Below are 17,439 nucleotides of genomic sequence, written 5' to 3'. Positions count from 1 at the left end.
ACCAGCACCCACGACCGGAGGCAGGCATTGTGGATCCGCTGATCCTTCTCATGCATCAGGTGATGCTCTCCGACCGGCCGAGGATGAACGCTTACGATCAGGCGCTCGCGCAGGCCGTCGAGCCCGGCTCGATCGTGATCGATGTGGGCGCAGGCACTTTGGCGCTCTCACTACTGGCGCTGAAACACGGTGCCGATCACGTGTACGCGATCGAGGCGGACCCGGATGTGGCGGCGGTGGCCGAACGCATCATCGTGACCAACGATCTCAAAGACCAGCTCACCCTGATCCAGGGTGACGCGCGCGCGGTCCGGTTACCGCGCAAGGCCGACGTCATCGTCTCGGAGATGATGGGCAATCTCGGCCCGGAAGAGAACATGATGCGGGTGCTGGACAGTGTCGCTCGCAAAAACCTGAAGCCGGACGGCCGGATCATCCCGCGCGAGCTGACCACCACGCTGGCCGCGATCGAATTCGACGACGAAGGCTGGGGGATGTGGGGACAGGATTTTCACGGCTTCCGGCTGGACGCCGTGCAGGAGTTCGCCGAGCCACACGCCCAGTTGCACTTCTTCCAGCGGGAACCGCGGCTGCTCAGCGATGCCGTGCCACTCACGGACCGCGTGACCCTGCCCATCGGCCGGCCCGGAAACCTGCACGCCATCATGGGGTTCTTCACCGCCGACCTCATCGATGGCGTCACCCTGTCGAATTTTCCTTCCTATCTCGGATGTAACTGGGCAGTGTGGATCTGGCCGCTGCGGCACACCCCGGTGACCGGTGGCGACGCCGTCCGGGCGACGGTGCACCGACCGTCCGGCTCCGCGCGATCCCGGGTGGTCACCGACTGGCGGCTGGACTGCACTATTGCTCGGGGAGGGGAGGGGTGATGCCGATCTCTGTCGGAACTGTGCGCGACATCCCCGTGCGGGCGCTGAAGCTGTGCGGATTGACCTGGTCGGGGGATCTGCTCTGGTTCTCCGAAGGTGTGCTCAACCAGATCATCGCGATCGACCCGGCGACGGGCGACGTCCAACACCGAATCCCCTGCGCGGCAGTTCGTTCCGATCTCACCACGATGGGTGGCCAGTTGATCCAAGTCGTCGGTGACGACCGCGTGTTGCGCGTGATCGACCCGGCGACCGGGGATACGGTCACCGAATTACCGAATCCCCGTCCTGGCGAAGGGTTGTCCGGACTCGAGGCGGCCCAGCACGGCGTGTGGCTCGGCTACGAGAATCGAAAGTCGATCGATCTGCGCACGGCCGACGGGCTCAGGCTGGTTGACACCATTCCCGTGCACGCACCACCCGCCGGCGTCACCGTCTCCGACGACTACCTCGCCTACGCCGACTACCACGGCGCCATGATCAACCTCGTCGACCTCGAGACGCGTCGGGAGGTCGCTTCGTACAATGTCGCCGGAAATCCGACCGGACTGACCTGGGACGGCAGCCGGATCTGGTACTGCGACCACACCACCTTGCAACTGCGCGCGATCATGGTGCCCGGCATCAGCGCCCAATAGCCGGTGCCGCTGTCGTCGCGTTCAGCTCGCGCTGAAGGTCGGAGGGCAGCAACGGTTTCCGGAGCAGGCTCAGATAGCGTTCGGCGACAGGCTGATTCGCCGGTTTCGCGTCCAACCACGCGCCGACGAGCCGCGCTCCCTCGATGTAGGTGACCGTGTACGCCCGCCACAGCGGGTCGGTCAGGAAGCTCACCATGTGCTGGGCTCGGTCGCGCGGAAGCAGCAGCCACCGTTGGAGATAGTCGGTGACATCGTCGACATCGGCCCCGCGGTCGTGCAGCATGATCGCCGCGTCCTGGCGAGCAGGCAACAGCCGCTGAACCAGCGTCCGCACCCGCTCGACGAGCGCGCCGTCGCTGGATATCCCCTCTGCGGCAAGGATTCTCGCCGTCCATTCGCCCCATCCCGAGCCGAGTACGGCCACGTGCGCGAGTTCGGCCGTACCCTCCGAGATCAGGCATTGCGGCGTGTTCACCAGCGAGATGAGCTGTTCGGCGTGTCCGTGCTCGCGCACGAGGCTTGCCTCCTTGAGGCAATGATCGGTGTGGTGGCCGGGATACGACTCGTGGGTCACGAGGATCGGCAGGGCCGCGATCGCGCGCCCGGCCTCGTCGTTGAGCGCGACCTCGGAGCGGAATCCGCCCAGATACCGGTTGAAGGCGTTCCAGGGCTTGCCGTGCACCACCTCGTAATCGACGCGCTCGCCGGCCGGCAAGCCGAACAGCGGTTGTGCGAGCACGCGCAGTTCGTCGGACACAGCTTGTACGGCTCGCTGCAAGCGGTCCGGTGGAATGCGATTGCGCTCGTAGTACGCGTCGAGCCGCTCCTGCAAGCCTCCGCTGCCCGGTAGCAACTCGGCGATCGCCTTGTGCGCGTTCGCATAGCACTCGGGATCACCGATGGTGATGTCGACGTCGAAGTACTGACGAATCTCGTCCAGGAAGGGTGTGTCTTTGCCGGACAGCCGTTTTGCCACACACTCCAGCGCCGTGAGTTGCGCGGACAGATACCGCTGCCGCGCGTCGGGCAGACCCGAGTCGGGGAGTTCGGCCCGCAGCCTGGCCGCCTGCCGAGCCAGCTCGGTGGGATTGGCGGGCGGTTCCTCGGTGACGCGAGCCGAGAGCCGGGGATCGCCGAACCAGCAGTCCACGAAACCGTCGATCAGTTTGCCCAGGCGCAGCCCCAACAGCAGATACTCGCGGACCACCGGCTCGTAGGACGGCTGGTCGTTATCGGGGGCGCTCATTCGCCGGTATCGAGCCAGAGGTTGGACAGGTCGAACCAGCGATCGATGGTGGGCATGGCGATCGCGTTGCGCACTCGGGCACCTCGGATATGGGGGATGGTCGGTGCGTGCACCAGGATCGGCACGATGGCCGCGTCCCGCATCACCTGCAGATCCACCGCATGCCACGCCGCGTGCGCGTCGGCCGGATCGGTTGCCGTGAGCGCCTGCTCGATCATGCGGTCGACCTCGGGGTTGCTGTAGCACCCATAGTTTCCGGTGCCGCGAACTTCGTTGGTCTGCAACATCGGTTGCAGGAAGGCGCGCCCGTTGTTGCCGAACCAATCCGGTGTCCACGCCGGGGTCGACATGTCCCAGGCGCCTGCCCGCGCATTGGCCGGATCCCGGAGGAAGGGGTAGAAGTCGGCGTGCCCCAGCGCGATCGAACGCAGTGTGATGCCGATCTTCGCGAGGTCGGTGGCCAGTGCGTCGGCGACTTCGGGGTTGGCGTCCACATCGCGATGCGCGACCGTCAACGTCAGCCCGTCCGGATAACCTGCGGCGGTGAGGAGCTCACGCGCCTTCGCCGGATCACCTCGATCGCCCGGTGTCGCATAGAGATCGAAGTCCTCGTAGCCGTAATTGCCCGGTGGAATGGCGGAGTGGGCGGGCCACATCACCGTACCGACGCTCAACTTGTCGAAGATGTCGACCATTGTCGTTTTATCGATCGCGTAGGAGATTGCCTGGCGCACTGCGACTTTGCCCATGGCGCCGTCGGCGTTCGGGCTGACCGTGTTGAACACGACGTAGGGATTCAACGCGTAGCCGAGGTTGTTACCCGGGTCGGTGGGATTCTCGTCGTAGGTTTCGGTGACCGGGGACGCCCAGGACAGGTCCGCGTGCCCGGCTCTGATCCGCTGCCCGACTTGCTCCGGTGTCGCCTTCTCCATGATGACCTCGACACCGTCCAGATACTGATGCCGCACCGGGTCGGTGTCCTGGCGCCACACCGGATTTCGTGCCATGCGCAGTTCCGCGCCGTGGTGGTAGTGGGTCAGCCGGTAAGGCCCCAGCGACCGGACGTTTCGACGGAACTCGGGACTGTCGGGGACGAAGTCGTCGTATTCCGCGGGCGCCGGTGACGCGAACATCATCGAGATGATGTGAATGAAGTCCAGTGCAGGCCGGATCAACTCGAACACCAGGGTCCGATCGTCGACCGCGGTGATCCCCGGGATATCGCGGGAGTTCTGGAACCGCGCCAGCTCGGCCGGCGTCGGATTCCGTTGGGGCACAGCGGCGGCGTAGTCGTCGCAGTATTCGGCTACGCCCTTGATGGTGCTGGTGTAGTAGTGGATCGCGCCGGCTCGGAGCACCGGGTTGCACATGCGTTTGAACCCACGGACGAAGTCCGCTGCGGTCACCTCGCGCGGCGGGGTGGTGTCCCAGCGGACCCCTGGGCGCAGGCGGACGGTATAGGTCAGATGGTCGCGACTGAGACCGCCGTTGTCGATCGTCGGGATCTCCAGTGCGACATCGGGTACCGGCGTCACTTGGCTCCAGTCGCGTAGGTGCGCCACCGGGCGATAGGTGAACAGCTGGCGGGTGAACAGTCTGATGATCTGCCCGGACAGCATGTAATAGGAGCTCGCTGGGTCGACATGGTCCATGCTTCCCGGCCCGTACAGGCGCAAGGTGCCGCCGTACCGTGGCTGATCACCGCTCATTGCCGACCTCCTGGTTCGGACCGTGCCGAAAGACCCTCTAGATCACTATATGTAATAGAAGTATACTTTGGGGCGGATGCGGAAAGGTGGTGTGGCAGTGCGGGAAACAACGACTCGAACTGCTAGCTCTCCCGAGCAGCGGGCGCCCCGGCGCGGCGGCACGCTCACCCTGGTCGGGGCCGGCGACGTCGACTATCTCGACCCCGCGCTGGCGTACCACACGGCTACCCGCGGCATCGTCCGTGGCTACACGCGGCAGCTGGTCGGCTACGCCGCGAGCCGCAACCGCGCGGAAGCCGGAAAGATCGTCGCGGACCTGGCTACCGAGGTGCCGACCGTGGCGAACGGCCGGATCAGCGCGGACGGCACGCTGTACCGGTTCACTCTCGCCGAAGACCTGCGTTGGCACACCCCGTGGGGCATCCGCCCGCTGGTCGCCGGCGATGTCGTCCGCGGGATCAAGCGACTGGCCCACCCACTCGCGAGCAGTCCCGGCCTGGCCTACTACCTGAGCACGATCGACGGCATGACCGAGTTCCGGGACGCGATGGCGGACGCGCCACGCGACACCCTCGCGGAAGCTATGGAGCACAACGATATTCGCGGTGTGCGCGCGCAAGGGGACCGGGAGATCTGGTTCACCACTAGGTATCCCACCTCCGACTTCCTGAATATGCTCGCCTTGCCGTTCGCCACGCCGGCACCGGTCGAGTACCTGAATTTCGTCCCCGGCAGCCCGGAGTTCAACCGCGTCCTTGCCTCGAACGGCCCGTACCGGGTGGTGAATTACGTTCCGGGAGAACGGATCCTGCTCGAGCGCAACCCGGCATGGGAACCGAAGTCCGATCCCCTGCGAGCCGCCTATGTGGACACCATCGTCGTTCGCGAGGGGATGGCCGAGCGTGCGGCCCACGACCTGGTTGCCACCGGTGCGGCCGAGATGCTGTGGGACATCCAACCGCTCACCGAGGAACTGCCGCCGCTGCTGCACACTCAGGACCCACGGTTGGAGGTGTACCCCGCCGGACTGTTCAGTCCCTATCTGGTGGTCAATTTCGCGAGCCCCGTCATGGCCCGTCGAGAGGTTCGAGTAGCCCTGCAGTACGCGGTGGACAAGGCGGCGGTATCGCGCGTATGGGGCGGTCCGAAATTGAACGACATCGCCGACCAGATCCTGCCCCCGTTGTGCACCGCGCACCGCGAGTTTCGTCCGTACGGAACAGAAGGCGGCCGCGGCGATCCGGAGCTGGCCGGCAAATTACTCGCCGACGCCGGCTACCCGGACGGGCTCACGCTGCGGTTGGTCTTCCGCGACCGCGACATCCACCCCGAGACGGCTGAGGTGGTCAAGGCGGCGCTGGCCCGGGCCGGTATCCGCGTCGAGCTGGTCGGCGTCTCGATCAACGAGCTCTTCTCGGACTACTTCGCCACCTCGGTCACGCAGAAGAGTTGGGACATCGCCCTTACCGGCTGGGAACCGGACTGGTACGGCAACAACGCAAGAACTTATCTGCAACCCCTGTTCGACAGCCGGGGTGTGGGCGAGCACGGTGACTGGGGTGCCAACTTCGGCCGCTATCGCAGTGCGAAGATCAACGAGTTGCTCGGCGCCGCACTCGCTTCGGCCGACGAAGCACGAGCAGGCGAACTGTTCCGCCGGATGGAGGCCGAGGTGCTGCACGACGCCGCTGTGGTGCCCATCCTCTTCGCACACCAGTACTGGTTCCACGCAACGACCGTGCGGAACTGGCTGCCTTATCCAGTCCTCAACGGCGATCTGACCAACCTGTGGCTCGACAGGAAGTGACCCCTCACATGCTCGAATGACCCACAACGACACCCATCCACCGTTACGGTGAATCCGAACCACTACCGAAAGAGTTATCGATTCCCCTTCACCGAACAGGAGACACCATGGTTGCGCCGCAGCCGATCCAACCCCCGTCCGTGAACCTCGGCATGCTCATCCGCCGTTCGCCGCACGACGTCTTCGAGGCCCTGGCTGACCCGTCGATCACGTCCAAATTCTGGTACACGAAGAGCAGTGGCCGGATGGCTGAGGGTGCCGAACTCACCTGGGAATGGGAAATGTACGGCGTGGCGCGCACGATTCGGGTTCAGAAGTTCGATCCCGACAGCAGTATCCAATTCACTTGGGACAATTACAATCCCGACCAGCCGACCACCGTCGAATTCTCGTTCACACCGTATGAGAACGACTCCACGTATCTGCATATCACCGAGAGCGGATACGGCGGCGATCTGCAAGCCCAGATCGACGGCGTCCGGGACTCGACGGCCGGATTCGCCTACCTGGTAGCCGCTTTGAAAGCGGCCCTCGAACACGACGTCACCCTTCGGCTGGTGCTGGACGAGAATCCACCGAACCTGCAGCGGTAATTCGCAGGTGCGGTAGTACGGGTAGCGGGTGACGTCGTGATGCGGTCGAGGCCGTGGTGCCGGGGCCATATCGACTCGGGGCCGGGTAGCCGACCACGATCAGCTATAGCAGCATTGAAGTGCAGAAGGATGAACATCATGGAATTCACCTACACGACACGCATTGCGACGACACCCGAGCAGCTCTGGGCAGCATTGACCGAACCGGAATTCACCCGCCGATATTGGTTCGGCGTCGGAATGCAATCCGATTGGCGAGTGGGGTCGCCGGTGAAATGGCAGAACATGCCGGAGGAGGAATTCCAGGATCTGGGTCAGGTCGTGCTGGCAGCAGACCCGCCTCGGCTGCTTTCCTATAGTTGGCACCTGCTGCAGCCTGCGCACGCCCAGCTCTTCGGCTGGACGGACGAGGAATTCGCCGAGTACGCCAAGGAACCGCGCACCAAGGTCACCTTCGAACTCGAACCCGACGGTGACGGCAAGGTCCGGCTGCGGGTGACCCACGACGGCTTCGAGCCGGGCAGCGTCATGTATCGGGCGATCAGCGGCCAACTCGAAGGCAGCGGCGGCTGGCCGGGGCTGATGAACAATCTCAAGGCTCTGCTGGAAACCGGAACGGTTCTCGCCACCGTGCCATCGGCCGCCCATACCGCGCGCGGCGACGAATAGCTCGCGCGGCCCGATTCAGAAAGTGGCGAACCGATGACCACTATTGCTCGACAGCCGGCGATTACTCCCGGCGGTATGCCGCTACTCGGCCACGGGCTCGAGATGAAACGACGCCCCGGTGAACTGCTGCTCTCCTTGCAGTCCGGCGATCCGGTGACCATGATCCGGCTCGGCCGCAGGCCGATGTACGTGATCAACGACGCCGACCTGATGCGGCAGGTCATGCGCGCACCGGAGATATTCGCCAGGGGCGGCCCGATCACCGAACGGTTCCGCGTGATGTTCGGTAACGGTCTCGGGATCTCGGACGGCGATTTCCATCGGCGCCAGCGCCGCCTGCTCCAGCCGGCGTTCCATCGCAAGCGGATCGTGCATTACTCCGCGCTGATCAGCGGATTGACCGTGGCGGCGATGGCGGCCTGGTCCGAGGGGGAGACCCTTCGGGTCGAGCGGGAGATGGACGAACTCGCCCTGGCCAACGTGACCCAGGTGATCTTCGCGCCGGGTACCGCGCTGGACCAGCGTCGATTCATGGACGCCACCGGAGCCGTGCTCGGCGGGCTGTTCCGGAAGATGACCGACACCACCGGCCTGCTGACGAAGCTGCCGACCCCGGCGAATCGGCGATATCGGGAGTCGGAGGAGTATCTGCGGCGGACCATTCACGAGACGATCCGGGCGGGCCGGGCCGATGGTGTCGACCGCGGTGATCTCTTGTCGATGATGCTGCTCGCCCGTGACGACGACGGCACGCCGAGCATGAGCGATCAGCAGATACACGACGAGGTGCTGACCTTCTTCATCGCAGGCAGCAACACCATCAGCAATACCCTAGCGTGGGCCTTCCACGAGATCGCCACCCATCCGGAGGTCGAGCAGCGGCTGCACGAGGAAGTGGACCGGGTGCTCGCCGGCCGGGCCGCCGAATACGACGACGTCGCTCAGCTGGAATACACCCGCCGGGTGCTCACCGAAACGCTGCGCCTGCGCACCCAAGGCTTCTTCCAGACCAGAACGACGACGCGGGATACCGAACTCGGCGGCTACCGCATACCGGCCGACGAGGTGGTGCTGTACAGCTTCTACGCGCTCAACCACAATCCCGAGATCTTTGCCGACCCGAAGGTATTCGATCCCGACCGCTGGTTGCCCGAGCGCGTAACCGGCGCCCAGCGCAACGCGTTCATGCCGTTCGGGGCCGGCGTCCACGGCTGCATCGGTGAGTCGTTCTCCTGGGCCGAGTTGATTATCGTGCTCGCGACGATTGCCGCGCGCTGGCGGCTGGTTTCCGTGCCAGGACATCAGCCCAAGCCGAAACCGGCTGTCACGATGCCGGTGGACGCACTGCCGATGACGGTGCACCGCAGGGGCGTCGCGCCGGCCTAGGCCTTACAGCGAAGTCCCATCCAGCCCTCCTGCGGCTGGATGGGACTTCGCTGTAAAACCTAGCGGCTACAGTTCGCCGGCAATATGATTTCCCCGCGCGGCCGGGTCGTCGCTCAAATAGAATTCCCGGGAGGCCTGAATGTATTCATCCGTGGTGACGTAACCGTCGCCGTCGGCGTCCAATAGGGAGAATACCTTGCTCGTCTCCTGCTCGGACATTCCGCCTTTGAGCTGAGCCGCCATCATTTCCGGCATGGAAATTCGCCCGTCCTGGTCCTTGTCCGCGGCCGCGAACACCGCCATGCTGAACGGTATCGCCGACGATTCGACGAATTGCCGGAATTCCGGATGATCGCCCCACGCCAGCCATTCGTCGACGGTTACCTTCTTTGCTCCGTCGGCGTCCACCGACCCGGGCATATCCCGGAACATTCGATGGGCTTGTCGATGAATTCGGTTCCACTCCGCCGATCGCGGTGGGAGATCGTATGTGTCGCACCACATCTGGGCCAGCGCCGTGACATCCAGTTCGTCCATGACGCCGTCCTGGTCGACATCGTATGCGCCGAACAACTTTCGGAGTTTACTTATTCTCAGTGCACTGGTCATCGCGTTATCTCCGTGTATTCGAACCGGATGCTGGAGTGCTGCCGATACTCGATCAGCTACCAAATGCTATCATCTTATATATCTATCTGACTACAGGAGGCTGGAGTGACGATCCCAGAGTCCGGAAATCGCTGCGATGTAGTGATCGTCGGCGGTGGCGCGGCGGGCTTGAGCGCCGCGCTGATGCTCGCCCGTGCGCGATACACGGTGGTTGTCGTGGACAACGGCGAGCCGCGCAACGCCACCGCCACGCACATGCACGGGTTCCTGACTCGGGACGGCATGCCGCCGGGGGACTTACTGGTGGCGGGCCGCGCCGAGGTACGGCAGTACGGCGTCGAGTTCGTCACCGGCGTGGCGACGGCGGTGTCGGCGTCGGGCGACGGTGTCAGGGTGGAGGTCGTCGATTCCGGGACCATTCACGGACGCCGCCTGCTCGTCGCGACCGGCCTCACCGATGATCTGCCCGAGCTCCCTGGACTCGCCGAGCGGTGGGGTCGGGATGTGCTGAACTGTCCCTTCTGTCACGGCTGGGAGGTACGCGATCAGATCATCGGCGTGCTGTCCACCACCCCGATGTCCATGCACCAGGCCATGCTGTTCCGGCAGTGGTCGGCGCAGCTCCGTTTCCTGCCGCACACCGGGCCGACGCTGACCGACAGCGAGGTCGAGGAGCTCACCGCTCGCGATATCGCGATCATCCCTGGTGAGGTGGCGGAGCTACAGATCGCCAATGATCGCTTGACCGGTGTTCGGATGCGTACCGGTGAGGTCGTCGAGCTGCAGGCGCTCGTGTGCGGGCCGCGCTTCTCCGCGCGCGGTGACCTGCTCGCCCCGCTCGGGCTGACCCCGACCGCGCACCCGAGCGGGATCGGCGACTACATCGCCACCGACGCCACCGGCCGCACCGCGGTGCCGGGTGTCTGGGCTACGGGAAACGTCGCCGATCCGGCCAAGCAGCTGATCGGAGCCGCGGCGATGGGTGCCGAGGTGGCGGCCGCGATGATCGACGATCTGATCTCGGAAGAGGTGCGCGGCGCCGTCGACGCCCGGCGGGCAGCCTCCGGCTCGAGGCAGTAGCAGACTCCGTAGTTGGCAGGCCCGGCGCCGACGGCTTCAGCCACCGGCGCCGAGCTGTGCTCACGGAGCCGGTGCGAACGCCCGCCGGCGCTCGATAACGACGGAAACGAGTGCGGTGGCCAGCGCGAGCAGCGCGATGATCACGCCGACCCAGATGACATCGGCGATCGCCGCGCGAGAAATGACGACGCCGCCGATCGCCGGACCGATCGCGTTGCCGATATTGAAGGCGGACATGACAATTGCGACGGCAAGGGTCGGCGCCGCCACCGCGAAACCGATCACGCGCGAGCTGAGCGCGGCGGTCATCGAGAACGCGCACACGCCGAGGATGGTGATCGCGGCGGCCGCCGCGATCCCGTGGTGCACGACGGCCCGCAACACCAGCAGCATGACGATCATCGCCACCAGACTGCCGAGGACGTTCTTCATGGCGTTCAGCTGTGCCAGCCGGCCACCGACGGTGTTGCCGACGAACAACCCGATACCGAACAGGAACAGCACGATCGGCACCTGGTGCACGCTGATCCCGCTGGCCTCGATGAGGAGCGGCTGGACGTAGGCGTACACGCTGAACAGTGCCGTCTCGAACAGCACGATGGTGGCGAGGGCGACGAAGACCCGAACCTGGACCAGTGACCGCAGTTCGCGGGCGACCAGCGTGCCCAGCCCGACCTCGGGGCCGTGGTCGCGCGGCAACCTGGGTACGAACAATGCGACGAGTACGGCGCCGATGGCGCTCATCACGCCGATCAGCACGAAGATGACCTGCCAGCTGAACAGCGCACCGACCAGGCTGCCGAGCGGTACGCCCGCCACATTCGCCAGCGTCATGCCGCCGAGGATCACCGCGATCGCCTGCGGCATCCGCCCGGGTCCGGCGAGCGCGACGGCCATCACCTGGGCCACGGTCAGCGCGGTCGCGCAGGCCATGGCCGCGATCAACCGCATGGTGAACATGAGACCGAAGACCGGGATCACCGTCAGTAGATCAGCGACGCAGAAGACAGTGACGGCGACCAGGAGCACGGTCTTGCGGTCCCGTCCGAGGGTCAGGACGGCCATCAAGGGGGCGCCGATCAGCATGCCGAGAGCGAACGCCGTGATGAGCTGGCCGACCTGGGGCACGGAGACCCCGAGTGAGCCGGCGATCTGATCGACCAGCCCGGACACGATGAATTCCGAAGTGCCCAGGGCGAATACGCTGGCCCCGAGGACGTACACGCCGATCGGTAGGCGTTTGGAGGTGCGGGGTTCCCCGGTGGTGTGATCTTCCTGCGTAGTCGCTTTGAGCAGCCGCCGTCGGATCTCGGACACGCCCGATCACACTCCTTTTCATATAGTTGTGCCCACGACCTTACGGCTTTCGGCACACGATGAGGTAGTAACCGATCTTTTCGCGACAGAGTTCGAACATTGTCGTGATGCCGGATTCGAAGTTATGGATCCGGTCTTTGCCGTAGGCCGCGACCAAGTCGGCCCGTTGTGCTGCGAATCGGGTCAAGAATGCGTCATAGAATGGGCGCGCGTTGGCGCTGCAATCGAGTTCCTCGATCACCTCGAATCCGGCCGCGACGGCCGGTGCCACGGCCGCACCCATGCTGGTCGGCGGGTCCGGCACGGTGTTCGCCCGGAGTACTTCCCGTTGGGCCGGCGTCACGTCCGCGATCAAGGGGTATTCCGAGTAGATGAAGCGGCTGCCCGGCCGGAGCACTCGAAATATCTCGCCGAGCCATTTGTTTTTATCCGGCGAGTTGGGCACCGAATCGAAGGCGATGGCGGCGTCGAACTCGTCGTTCGGAAAGGGGAGTGCGGCGGCGTCGGCCCAGGTGATGGCGATTTTTTCGGACAGGCCTGCGCGCGCGACACTGTCGGTCGCTTCCTGGACTTCCCAGCCGCTCACTGTGATGCCGGTGACCGATATGCCGAGTCGCCCGGCCAGCTGAATGGCCGGTTCGGCCACGCCGCAACCCACATCGAGGAGATGCTGGCCGGGGTGCAGGGGTAGTCGTTCGGCGATCATCCGCGTGAGCCTGGTCATGGCCTCGAGGAATGGCGTGTCGTCCTGGTCGTCGTCCCAGTAGCCGAGGTGCAGGTTGCCGCCGACGACCTGCACCAGTTCACCGACACCGTCGTAGTACTCGCCGACCTCATCGGTTGTGTCGCTTGATTTCTCGGCCATGATGATCTCCGCGTCTCTTGCCGGACCGCTGTTCGATTGAGGCCGCAGGGTTCGGTCGACTCCGCGAAGGAGGCCCAGCCCGCCGTGTGGTGCCTACGGATTAAATACTACCGTAATCTATAGTTAGTCGTGATCTATAGCAGTGGATTGCCGCAGCGCGTGAGCGAATTCGTGCGGACCACTGACTGCACTGAGAGCGCACTTCACGCCTGCGTGGCGACCCGGGACGAGTCCGTATTCCCGAGGGCTAGTCGGCTGCTCGACCACGGCCTGCCGGGAAACGGGCAGGCGGCCTGCGAATCTCGTGGCGCTGGTCGGTCCGAAGCTACTCGGCGTTGGCTTTGAGGACGTCCAACTGCATTTTCCAGCCGCCCTTGTTTTCCTCGGCCCGCTTCGCCCGCTCATCGTCGGGCAGGGCCAGTGCGGCAAAGCCGCTCTCGATCACCCGCACGCGGGTACCGCCGTCGCGCTCGGCGAGCCGGAACTCCACCAGTGTGGAGTTGCCGTCGCCGGGCATCGCGCCGGGGAACGCGGACGCCCACCGATAGGAGATGTAGTCCTGCGGCTGCACCGTATCGACCCGGACGGGGAACCGGCCGTACTTCGGGTCCTCGATCACTTCGAAATCGCCTTCGCGCCTACGGCTTTGGCCGGATCTGTCACCGTCGCCGACCCACCAGCCCGGATCGGTCACCAGCTCCCACACCCGTGCGACGGGTGCATTGATGTCCACCTCGTGCTCGATCTTGTCGGCTGTGATCATCGGGAATCTCCTCTCCGGGCGGCAATACTGTGTGCGGCAGAATGTTCGCTGTGGCGATGGAGTGCAGTCCTAAGGTAGCGCGTTCGGTGCTCTGCCGACGTCGAATCGGTCTCGACGGCAGATCTGTGCTCAATGTCCTAGCGTCGGAGGGCTTTTGCGATGCCGACCGACTTCGCACGGGCGAGAACCGAGCAGGTTGTTCGTATCCTTGTGATGTCGACGGAGACAGCATGCTGCGCGGGGGCCGACGTCATGACGGGACGACAACCCCCGTGCAGGTCTCGGATCTCGTGGCCGGTGCGACCTCTTACAGACGGCCTGCCAATTGAGCCCCTGCGGCTTGGAGGTTATCGCTGCCGAAGAATTCACGAAGCGCCGCGTCGTGCTCGTCGGTAGTGATGTATCCGTCGCCGTCGCCGTCGAGCGCTTGAAACATCTTCAACGCGTCGACCTGGCTGACACCGGAGATCGACTGCAAGGTCATCCACTCGCTCAATGACACGTTGCCGTCACCGTCGACATCGCCGAGTTCGAAGGTGAGCTGAGCCAGTGGAATCGCGACCTCGTCGACGAAACGGGGATCTTCGTGCGCGGCGATCCATTCCTCGGTGTTGATTACCTTGTCGCCGTTGGCATCCGCGTGCCCCTGCAGGTCCTGCCACAGTCGGTTGGCTCGCTTGATGGTGCTCCGCCATTTGTCGGAGCCGGGTGGAATGTGGAATGCGTCGCACCACCTGTTGATCAACGCGTCGATATCCGACTGATCGATCTTGCCGTCTCTATCGGCATCGTAGCGCTCGAAGTGCTTCGCGAATTTCTGCTGCTGGGCTTTCGTGACCATGGGATTCCCTATCTCATCCAGTCTGCCAGTGTGCGGACCTCTACTATCCCTACTTTACTGCCGGGTCGGCGGCTCTTCAAGAGGTAATTATAGTTTAGTGAAGTTAGTTCGGGCGGCTGTGTCATCGAATGTGAAGCGCGAGCATGTCCGAACGTCGCGAGGGAATGAACGCGGCCGTCGGCGGTGGCCGCCAGGGTGCGCGGAGGCAGGTGTGCCCGGCACAAGGCTGCGGCAGCGACCTCGCCGGAGGCCTGCTGGAACAAGTCGGTACGTGGATGCGCGGCCGGCCGCTGCTGCGAAAGGTGAATAAACGCTGGGTGTTTGCGAGAGTCTTCCTACCATCGAGCAAGCATGAAGACGACCGAAAGCACTGCCGTCACCACTCCGATCGTCAGTTTCACGAATACTTCGACGAAGAATGCCTTCGTCGCTTCGCCGATGAGATGTCGCGCCGGTAAACCTACGTCCGCGGCGCGTTCGATGGCCAACGACCTGATGGTTTCGATTCGCCAACCCAACGTCGACAACGCCACCGCCGACACGAATGCCGCGAGCGCGCACAGCAGCAGCGATCGCTGATTCGGCGGAGCGGGAACCGATCCGTAGGCCTCGGTGAAGGCATTCGCCGCCAATGACAGCACTACGGCACTGGCCAGGTAGAAGGCGCCCGGGTGGACCGAGCCGAGGCTGGTGCTGATCTTACGAATCATCGAGTACCCTCGCCGATTCTGCCTCGAACAATTCCACTTCACGCGCCAGCTCGCCCAGCGCAACCACGTCGCACCTGGCCTTCGCCGCCGCCTCCAGTTCGATGAGTTTCTCGGCTCGCCGGGTCAATGCCGTGCGGCTGTTCGCCGTGGGGTCGCGGCGCTTGGTGCCGCTACCGCTACGGAGTTGTTCCGAGAGTTGCTGTAGTCCATTGATGCGACGGCGCAATTCGGTCTGCGCGGCGAGCGAAATGGAGGCGACCTCGTTTCGGGCCATTTCCCGACGTTGCCGATCAGAGCCGGCGAGCAGGTCACTCACCGTGTCGATCAGATCGGTGGTTCCGTAGCCCTCTCTGTCGACGTCGCCTTTGATGACAATGTCGCCGACGCCGTACCGGAGCAGGATATTCTTGGCGATCGCGCCTTTCAAGCGAGAGCCCGTCACGACAGCGCGTGGTAAATCGGGCCGGTTGCGAAGGATATAGGACAAGACTTCGTAACCGGAGTAATCGTCCTCATCCGTGAGGTTGAGATCGATCAGTGCGCAGTCCACCTCGGGATGCTGAAGTTCATCGATCGCCGCATCGACCCTGGTCACGTGGCGTACCTCATGACCACGGAGTACGCGCTGCACCGCCCGAGCAAATTTGAGATTGTCCTCGAGTAACAATACGATCGCCATCTACGCCCTCCTGCAAATAGGCAGAACGACCAGAAGAGTGGCGCCGGGCGCGCGTTCGACGTCGACTGTGATCTGGCCGCCAAGGTCTGTAACAATTTCTCGTGCTCGGGCCAAGCCGAGCCCACGACCTTCGCCTTTCTTCGAAAACCCTAGTTGGAAAACACCGGCGACATCCTCGGGCTTGATACCCGGGCCTTCATCCGACACGGCGATGGAGACGGACCTGCCGGATACCGACGCGCTCACCTGCACGCGCCCTTTGCAGTCCATTGCTTCGATGGCGTTGTAGAGCAAATTCTCGAACAGTGCCGTGACATCACCCTTGACGCCACGGACGAGAACGCCGGCTATGTCATCGAGATCGAGTTCGATGATGCTGTCCGGAAACTCCAGTCCGAGCCGATTTCGCAGTGCGGTCAGTACGCCGCGCACGCTGATGCGGGCCACCTTCTGGGCGCGATGAAGTTCGGCAGGCGCGCGGGCCAATTCGGTGCAGCCTTCGGTGATATCGTCGATCCACTGCTCGAGCTCGCCATCCAATTTCACGCCGCGCAGCTCTAGCTCCTCGCGTATCGCATGAACGTCACGCAGAATCGGATCCACTGCTTTGCGTATTCGATGGGCGAAGTCGCCGTTGAGTCGTAGTCGAGTCGCCTCCGCCCTCGACTCGGCGGCCTCCTCCCGCCGCCTGCGAACTTCGGCTGCGAGTCGTGCGCTCGCCAGCACGGCCGATGACAGGACGGGTAGCGCGTCGCGCTCGAGTTGGGTGAACGTATGCGGGGCAGGCACCCGGATCAAATGCAGTCCCAGGAACACGCCTTCGGCGTGCAGTGGAATCATGCCCACCGTGTCGAGCGGCCCTTGGTGGGTGCCGAAAAGCTGCTTGAGCAGTCGGTGCGGGCGGGACCTCGAATCATGCAGGATCGGCTTGGTGCTCGCTCCGAACCACTCCAGCGCGCGGCCGATGTCCAAGCCGGGCGGAACTCGCCAGCCGGTGCTACGAAATACCTCACTGAACTGCTCGCCCCGGCCTGCGAGCCACACACTCGATTCGGCCTGCGCATTGATCGCTTGACGAACGAGCTCAACGCCCAAGGCGAGAGCGGAGCGCTCGTCCTCGCCGGTACCCGACAACGTCAGTGCGCCCACCAGCCGGCGCAGTTGTTCCGAGAGATCCTCGCGCGCTGCGCTTTCGCTGATATGGATCGCTTCTTCGCGGGTTTTGGTGAGCCACACCGCGTCCTCTAGGGAAACGTCGGTTACCTCGATGCCGGTCTCGGCAAGGAGATGTGAATTCGTGGACTTGTCGAAGAGTGGAAAACGAATCGTGAGTAGCAATCGCTGTGAGCCGGAGAGTACGACATCGTCTACCAGGTTCCGAACCACCGTGCCGGTTCGTACAATGTTGTCGTGATCTGCTATTGCCTGGTCGCGTTCGAGTTTGTTCGTCAACAGGTTGACATAGCTCTCGCCGATGGCTTCGTCACCTGAATAGCCGTACAGTCGCTCGGCACCACGAGTCCACAGCCTGATGGCGTAGTTGGCTTCCGGACCCGCCGCCGCCCACATGGATACCGAGGGGTCGGCCGCCATCGCGGTGAGGAGACGCGCGTCGTGCTCATCCACTTCTTCTGTCC

At 64.1% G+C, this 17,439-nt stretch carries 17 protein-coding genes; 7 read left to right on the top strand and 10 right to left on the bottom strand.

The features are described from left to right. Nucleotides 1-83 precede the first annotated feature (83 nt). Both DMB37_RS04535 and DMB37_RS04530 read left to right on the top strand, forming a co-directional pair. The gene (locus DMB37_RS04535; protein WP_240772242.1) at nt 84-890 is read left to right on the top strand and encodes a 50S ribosomal protein L11 methyltransferase; all 807 of its coding nucleotides are present in this window, start codon (nt 84-86) and stop codon (nt 888-890) included. Beyond that, nucleotides 890-1,528, top strand: coding sequence for a hypothetical protein (locus DMB37_RS04530; protein WP_135231613.1), 639 nt, complete (start codon nt 890-892; stop codon nt 1,526-1,528). Before DMB37_RS04535 ends, DMB37_RS04530 begins: the two co-directional genes overlap by 1 nt. On the opposite strand, the gene DMB37_RS04525 is transcribed toward DMB37_RS04530, so the two are convergent. Then, nucleotides 1,515-2,774, bottom strand: coding sequence for a DUF885 domain-containing protein (locus tag DMB37_RS04525; protein WP_135231612.1), 1,260 nt, complete (start codon nt 2,772-2,774; stop codon nt 1,515-1,517). The two genes, DMB37_RS04530 and DMB37_RS04525, sit on opposite strands and share 14 nt — an antisense overlap. Further along, complete coding sequence (locus DMB37_RS04520; RefSeq protein WP_135231611.1) at nt 2,771-4,483, bottom strand: ABC transporter substrate-binding protein; 1,713 nt, start codon at nt 4,481-4,483, stop codon at nt 2,771-2,773. The genes DMB37_RS04525 and DMB37_RS04520 overlap by 4 nt, the downstream gene beginning before the upstream one ends. 97 nt (nt 4,484-4,580) lie before the next feature. Between DMB37_RS04520 and DMB37_RS04515 the strand changes: the two genes are divergently transcribed. The 4 genes from DMB37_RS04515 to DMB37_RS04500 all read left to right on the top strand — a co-directional run bounded on the left by DMB37_RS04515 (nt 4,581) and on the right by DMB37_RS04500 (nt 8,938). Continuing rightward, a complete protein-coding gene (locus tag DMB37_RS04515; protein WP_135231610.1) occupies nt 4,581-6,290 on the top strand; it encodes an ABC transporter substrate-binding protein in 1,710 nt (569 codons plus the stop codon). Nucleotides 6,291-6,397: 107 nt separating this feature from the next. Continuing rightward, entirely contained in the window at nt 6,398-6,883 is a 486-nt protein-coding gene (locus tag DMB37_RS04510; RefSeq protein WP_135231609.1) for an SRPBCC family protein, read from the top strand. A gap of 138 nt (nt 6,884-7,021) precedes the next feature. Then, nucleotides 7,022-7,552: an SRPBCC family protein gene (locus tag DMB37_RS04505; protein WP_206055187.1), complete on the top strand. Its 531-nt coding sequence runs from the start codon at nt 7,022-7,024 to the stop codon at nt 7,550-7,552. 33 nt (nt 7,553-7,585) lie between these two features. Next, the gene (locus DMB37_RS04500) at nt 7,586-8,938 is read left to right on the top strand and encodes a cytochrome P450 (protein ID WP_135231607.1); all 1,353 of its coding nucleotides are present in this window, start codon (nt 7,586-7,588) and stop codon (nt 8,936-8,938) included. A gap of 66 nt (nt 8,939-9,004) precedes the next feature. Here DMB37_RS04500 and DMB37_RS04495 read toward each other — a convergent pair whose 3' ends face one another. Next, nucleotides 9,005-9,547, bottom strand: a complete 543-nt coding sequence (locus DMB37_RS04495) for an EF-hand domain-containing protein (RefSeq protein ID WP_135231606.1) — start codon at nt 9,545-9,547, stop codon at nt 9,005-9,007. A gap of 183 nt (nt 9,548-9,730) precedes the next feature. On the opposite strand from DMB37_RS04495, the gene DMB37_RS04490 reads away from it, so the two are divergent. Next, nucleotides 9,731-10,627, top strand: coding sequence for an NAD(P)/FAD-dependent oxidoreductase (locus DMB37_RS04490; RefSeq protein WP_370465394.1), 897 nt, complete (start codon nt 9,731-9,733; stop codon nt 10,625-10,627). Nucleotides 10,628-10,687: 60 nt separating this feature from the next. On the opposite strand, the gene DMB37_RS04485 is transcribed toward DMB37_RS04490, so the two are convergent. The 7 genes from DMB37_RS04485 to DMB37_RS04455 all read right to left on the bottom strand — a co-directional run bounded on the left by DMB37_RS04485 (nt 10,688) and on the right by DMB37_RS04455 (nt 17,428). Next, nucleotides 10,688-11,944 carry an MFS transporter gene (locus DMB37_RS04485; protein WP_135231605.1) on the bottom strand — a complete coding sequence of 419 codons (1,257 nt, stop codon included), beginning with the start codon at nt 11,942-11,944 and terminating at the stop codon, nt 10,688-10,690. 40 nt (nt 11,945-11,984) lie between these two features. Beyond that, nucleotides 11,985-12,809, bottom strand: a complete 825-nt coding sequence (locus DMB37_RS04480) for a cyclopropane-fatty-acyl-phospholipid synthase family protein (protein ID WP_135231604.1) — start codon at nt 12,807-12,809, stop codon at nt 11,985-11,987. Nucleotides 12,810-13,134: 325 nt separating this feature from the next. Then, the gene (locus DMB37_RS04475; protein ID WP_135231603.1) at nt 13,135-13,572 is read right to left on the bottom strand and encodes an SRPBCC domain-containing protein; all 438 of its coding nucleotides are present in this window, start codon (nt 13,570-13,572) and stop codon (nt 13,135-13,137) included. 307 nt (nt 13,573-13,879) lie between these two features. Beyond that, complete coding sequence (locus DMB37_RS04470; RefSeq protein WP_135231602.1) at nt 13,880-14,413, bottom strand: EF-hand domain-containing protein; 534 nt, start codon at nt 14,411-14,413, stop codon at nt 13,880-13,882. A gap of 335 nt (nt 14,414-14,748) precedes the next feature. Continuing rightward, a complete protein-coding gene (locus tag DMB37_RS04465; protein ID WP_135231601.1) occupies nt 14,749-15,123 on the bottom strand; it encodes a hypothetical protein in 375 nt (124 codons plus the stop codon). After that, entirely contained in the window at nt 15,113-15,802 is a 690-nt protein-coding gene (locus DMB37_RS04460; protein WP_135231600.1) for a response regulator, read from the bottom strand. Before DMB37_RS04460 ends, DMB37_RS04465 begins: the two co-directional genes overlap by 11 nt. Continuing rightward, a complete protein-coding gene (locus DMB37_RS04455; protein WP_135231599.1) occupies nt 15,803-17,428 on the bottom strand; it encodes a sensor histidine kinase in 1,626 nt (541 codons plus the stop codon). Nucleotides 17,429-17,439: the final 11 nt, after the last annotated feature.

The sequence above is a fragment of the Nocardia sp. CS682 genome (genome assembly GCF_004634405.1).
GTDB lineage: Bacteria > Actinomycetota > Actinomycetes > Mycobacteriales > Mycobacteriaceae > Nocardia > Nocardia ninae.
This window is presented reverse-complemented; position numbering and strand designations above follow the sequence as displayed.

Bases quoted from the DNA above. Each gene is read 5' to 3' on its own strand.
- DMB37_RS04530 (WP_135231613.1), top strand. From the start codon at position 890: ATGCCGATCTCTGTCGGAACTGTGCGCGACATCCCCGTGCGGGCGCTG.
- DMB37_RS04500 (WP_135231607.1), top strand. From the start codon at position 7,586: ATGACCACTATTGCTCGACAGCCGGCGATTACTCCCGGCGGTATGCCG.
- DMB37_RS04495 (WP_135231606.1), bottom strand. From the start codon at position 9,547: ATGACCAGTGCACTGAGAATAAGTAAACTCCGAAAGTTGTTCGGCGCA.
- DMB37_RS04520 (WP_135231611.1), bottom strand. From the start codon at position 4,483: ATGAGCGGTGATCAGCCACGGTACGGCGGCACCTTGCGCCTGTACGGG.
- DMB37_RS04475 (WP_135231603.1), bottom strand. From the start codon at position 13,572: ATGATCACAGCCGACAAGATCGAGCACGAGGTGGACATCAATGCACCC.
- DMB37_RS04480 (WP_135231604.1), bottom strand. From the start codon at position 12,809: ATGGCCGAGAAATCAAGCGACACAACCGATGAGGTCGGCGAGTACTAC.
- DMB37_RS04510 (WP_135231609.1), top strand. From the start codon at position 6,398: ATGGTTGCGCCGCAGCCGATCCAACCCCCGTCCGTGAACCTCGGCATG.
- DMB37_RS04505 (WP_206055187.1), top strand. From the start codon at position 7,022: ATGGAATTCACCTACACGACACGCATTGCGACGACACCCGAGCAGCTC.
- DMB37_RS04535 (WP_240772242.1), top strand. From the start codon at position 84: ATGAACGCTTACGATCAGGCGCTCGCGCAGGCCGTCGAGCCCGGCTCG.
- DMB37_RS04470 (WP_135231602.1), bottom strand. From the start codon at position 14,413: ATGGTCACGAAAGCCCAGCAGCAGAAATTCGCGAAGCACTTCGAGCGC.
- DMB37_RS04465 (WP_135231601.1), bottom strand. From the start codon at position 15,123: ATGATTCGTAAGATCAGCACCAGCCTCGGCTCGGTCCACCCGGGCGCC.
- DMB37_RS04525 (WP_135231612.1), bottom strand. From the start codon at position 2,774: ATGAGCGCCCCCGATAACGACCAGCCGTCCTACGAGCCGGTGGTCCGC.
- DMB37_RS04490 (WP_370465394.1), top strand. From the start codon at position 9,731: ATGCTCGCCCGTGCGCGATACACGGTGGTTGTCGTGGACAACGGCGAG.
- DMB37_RS04460 (WP_135231600.1), bottom strand. From the start codon at position 15,802: ATGGCGATCGTATTGTTACTCGAGGACAATCTCAAATTTGCTCGGGCG.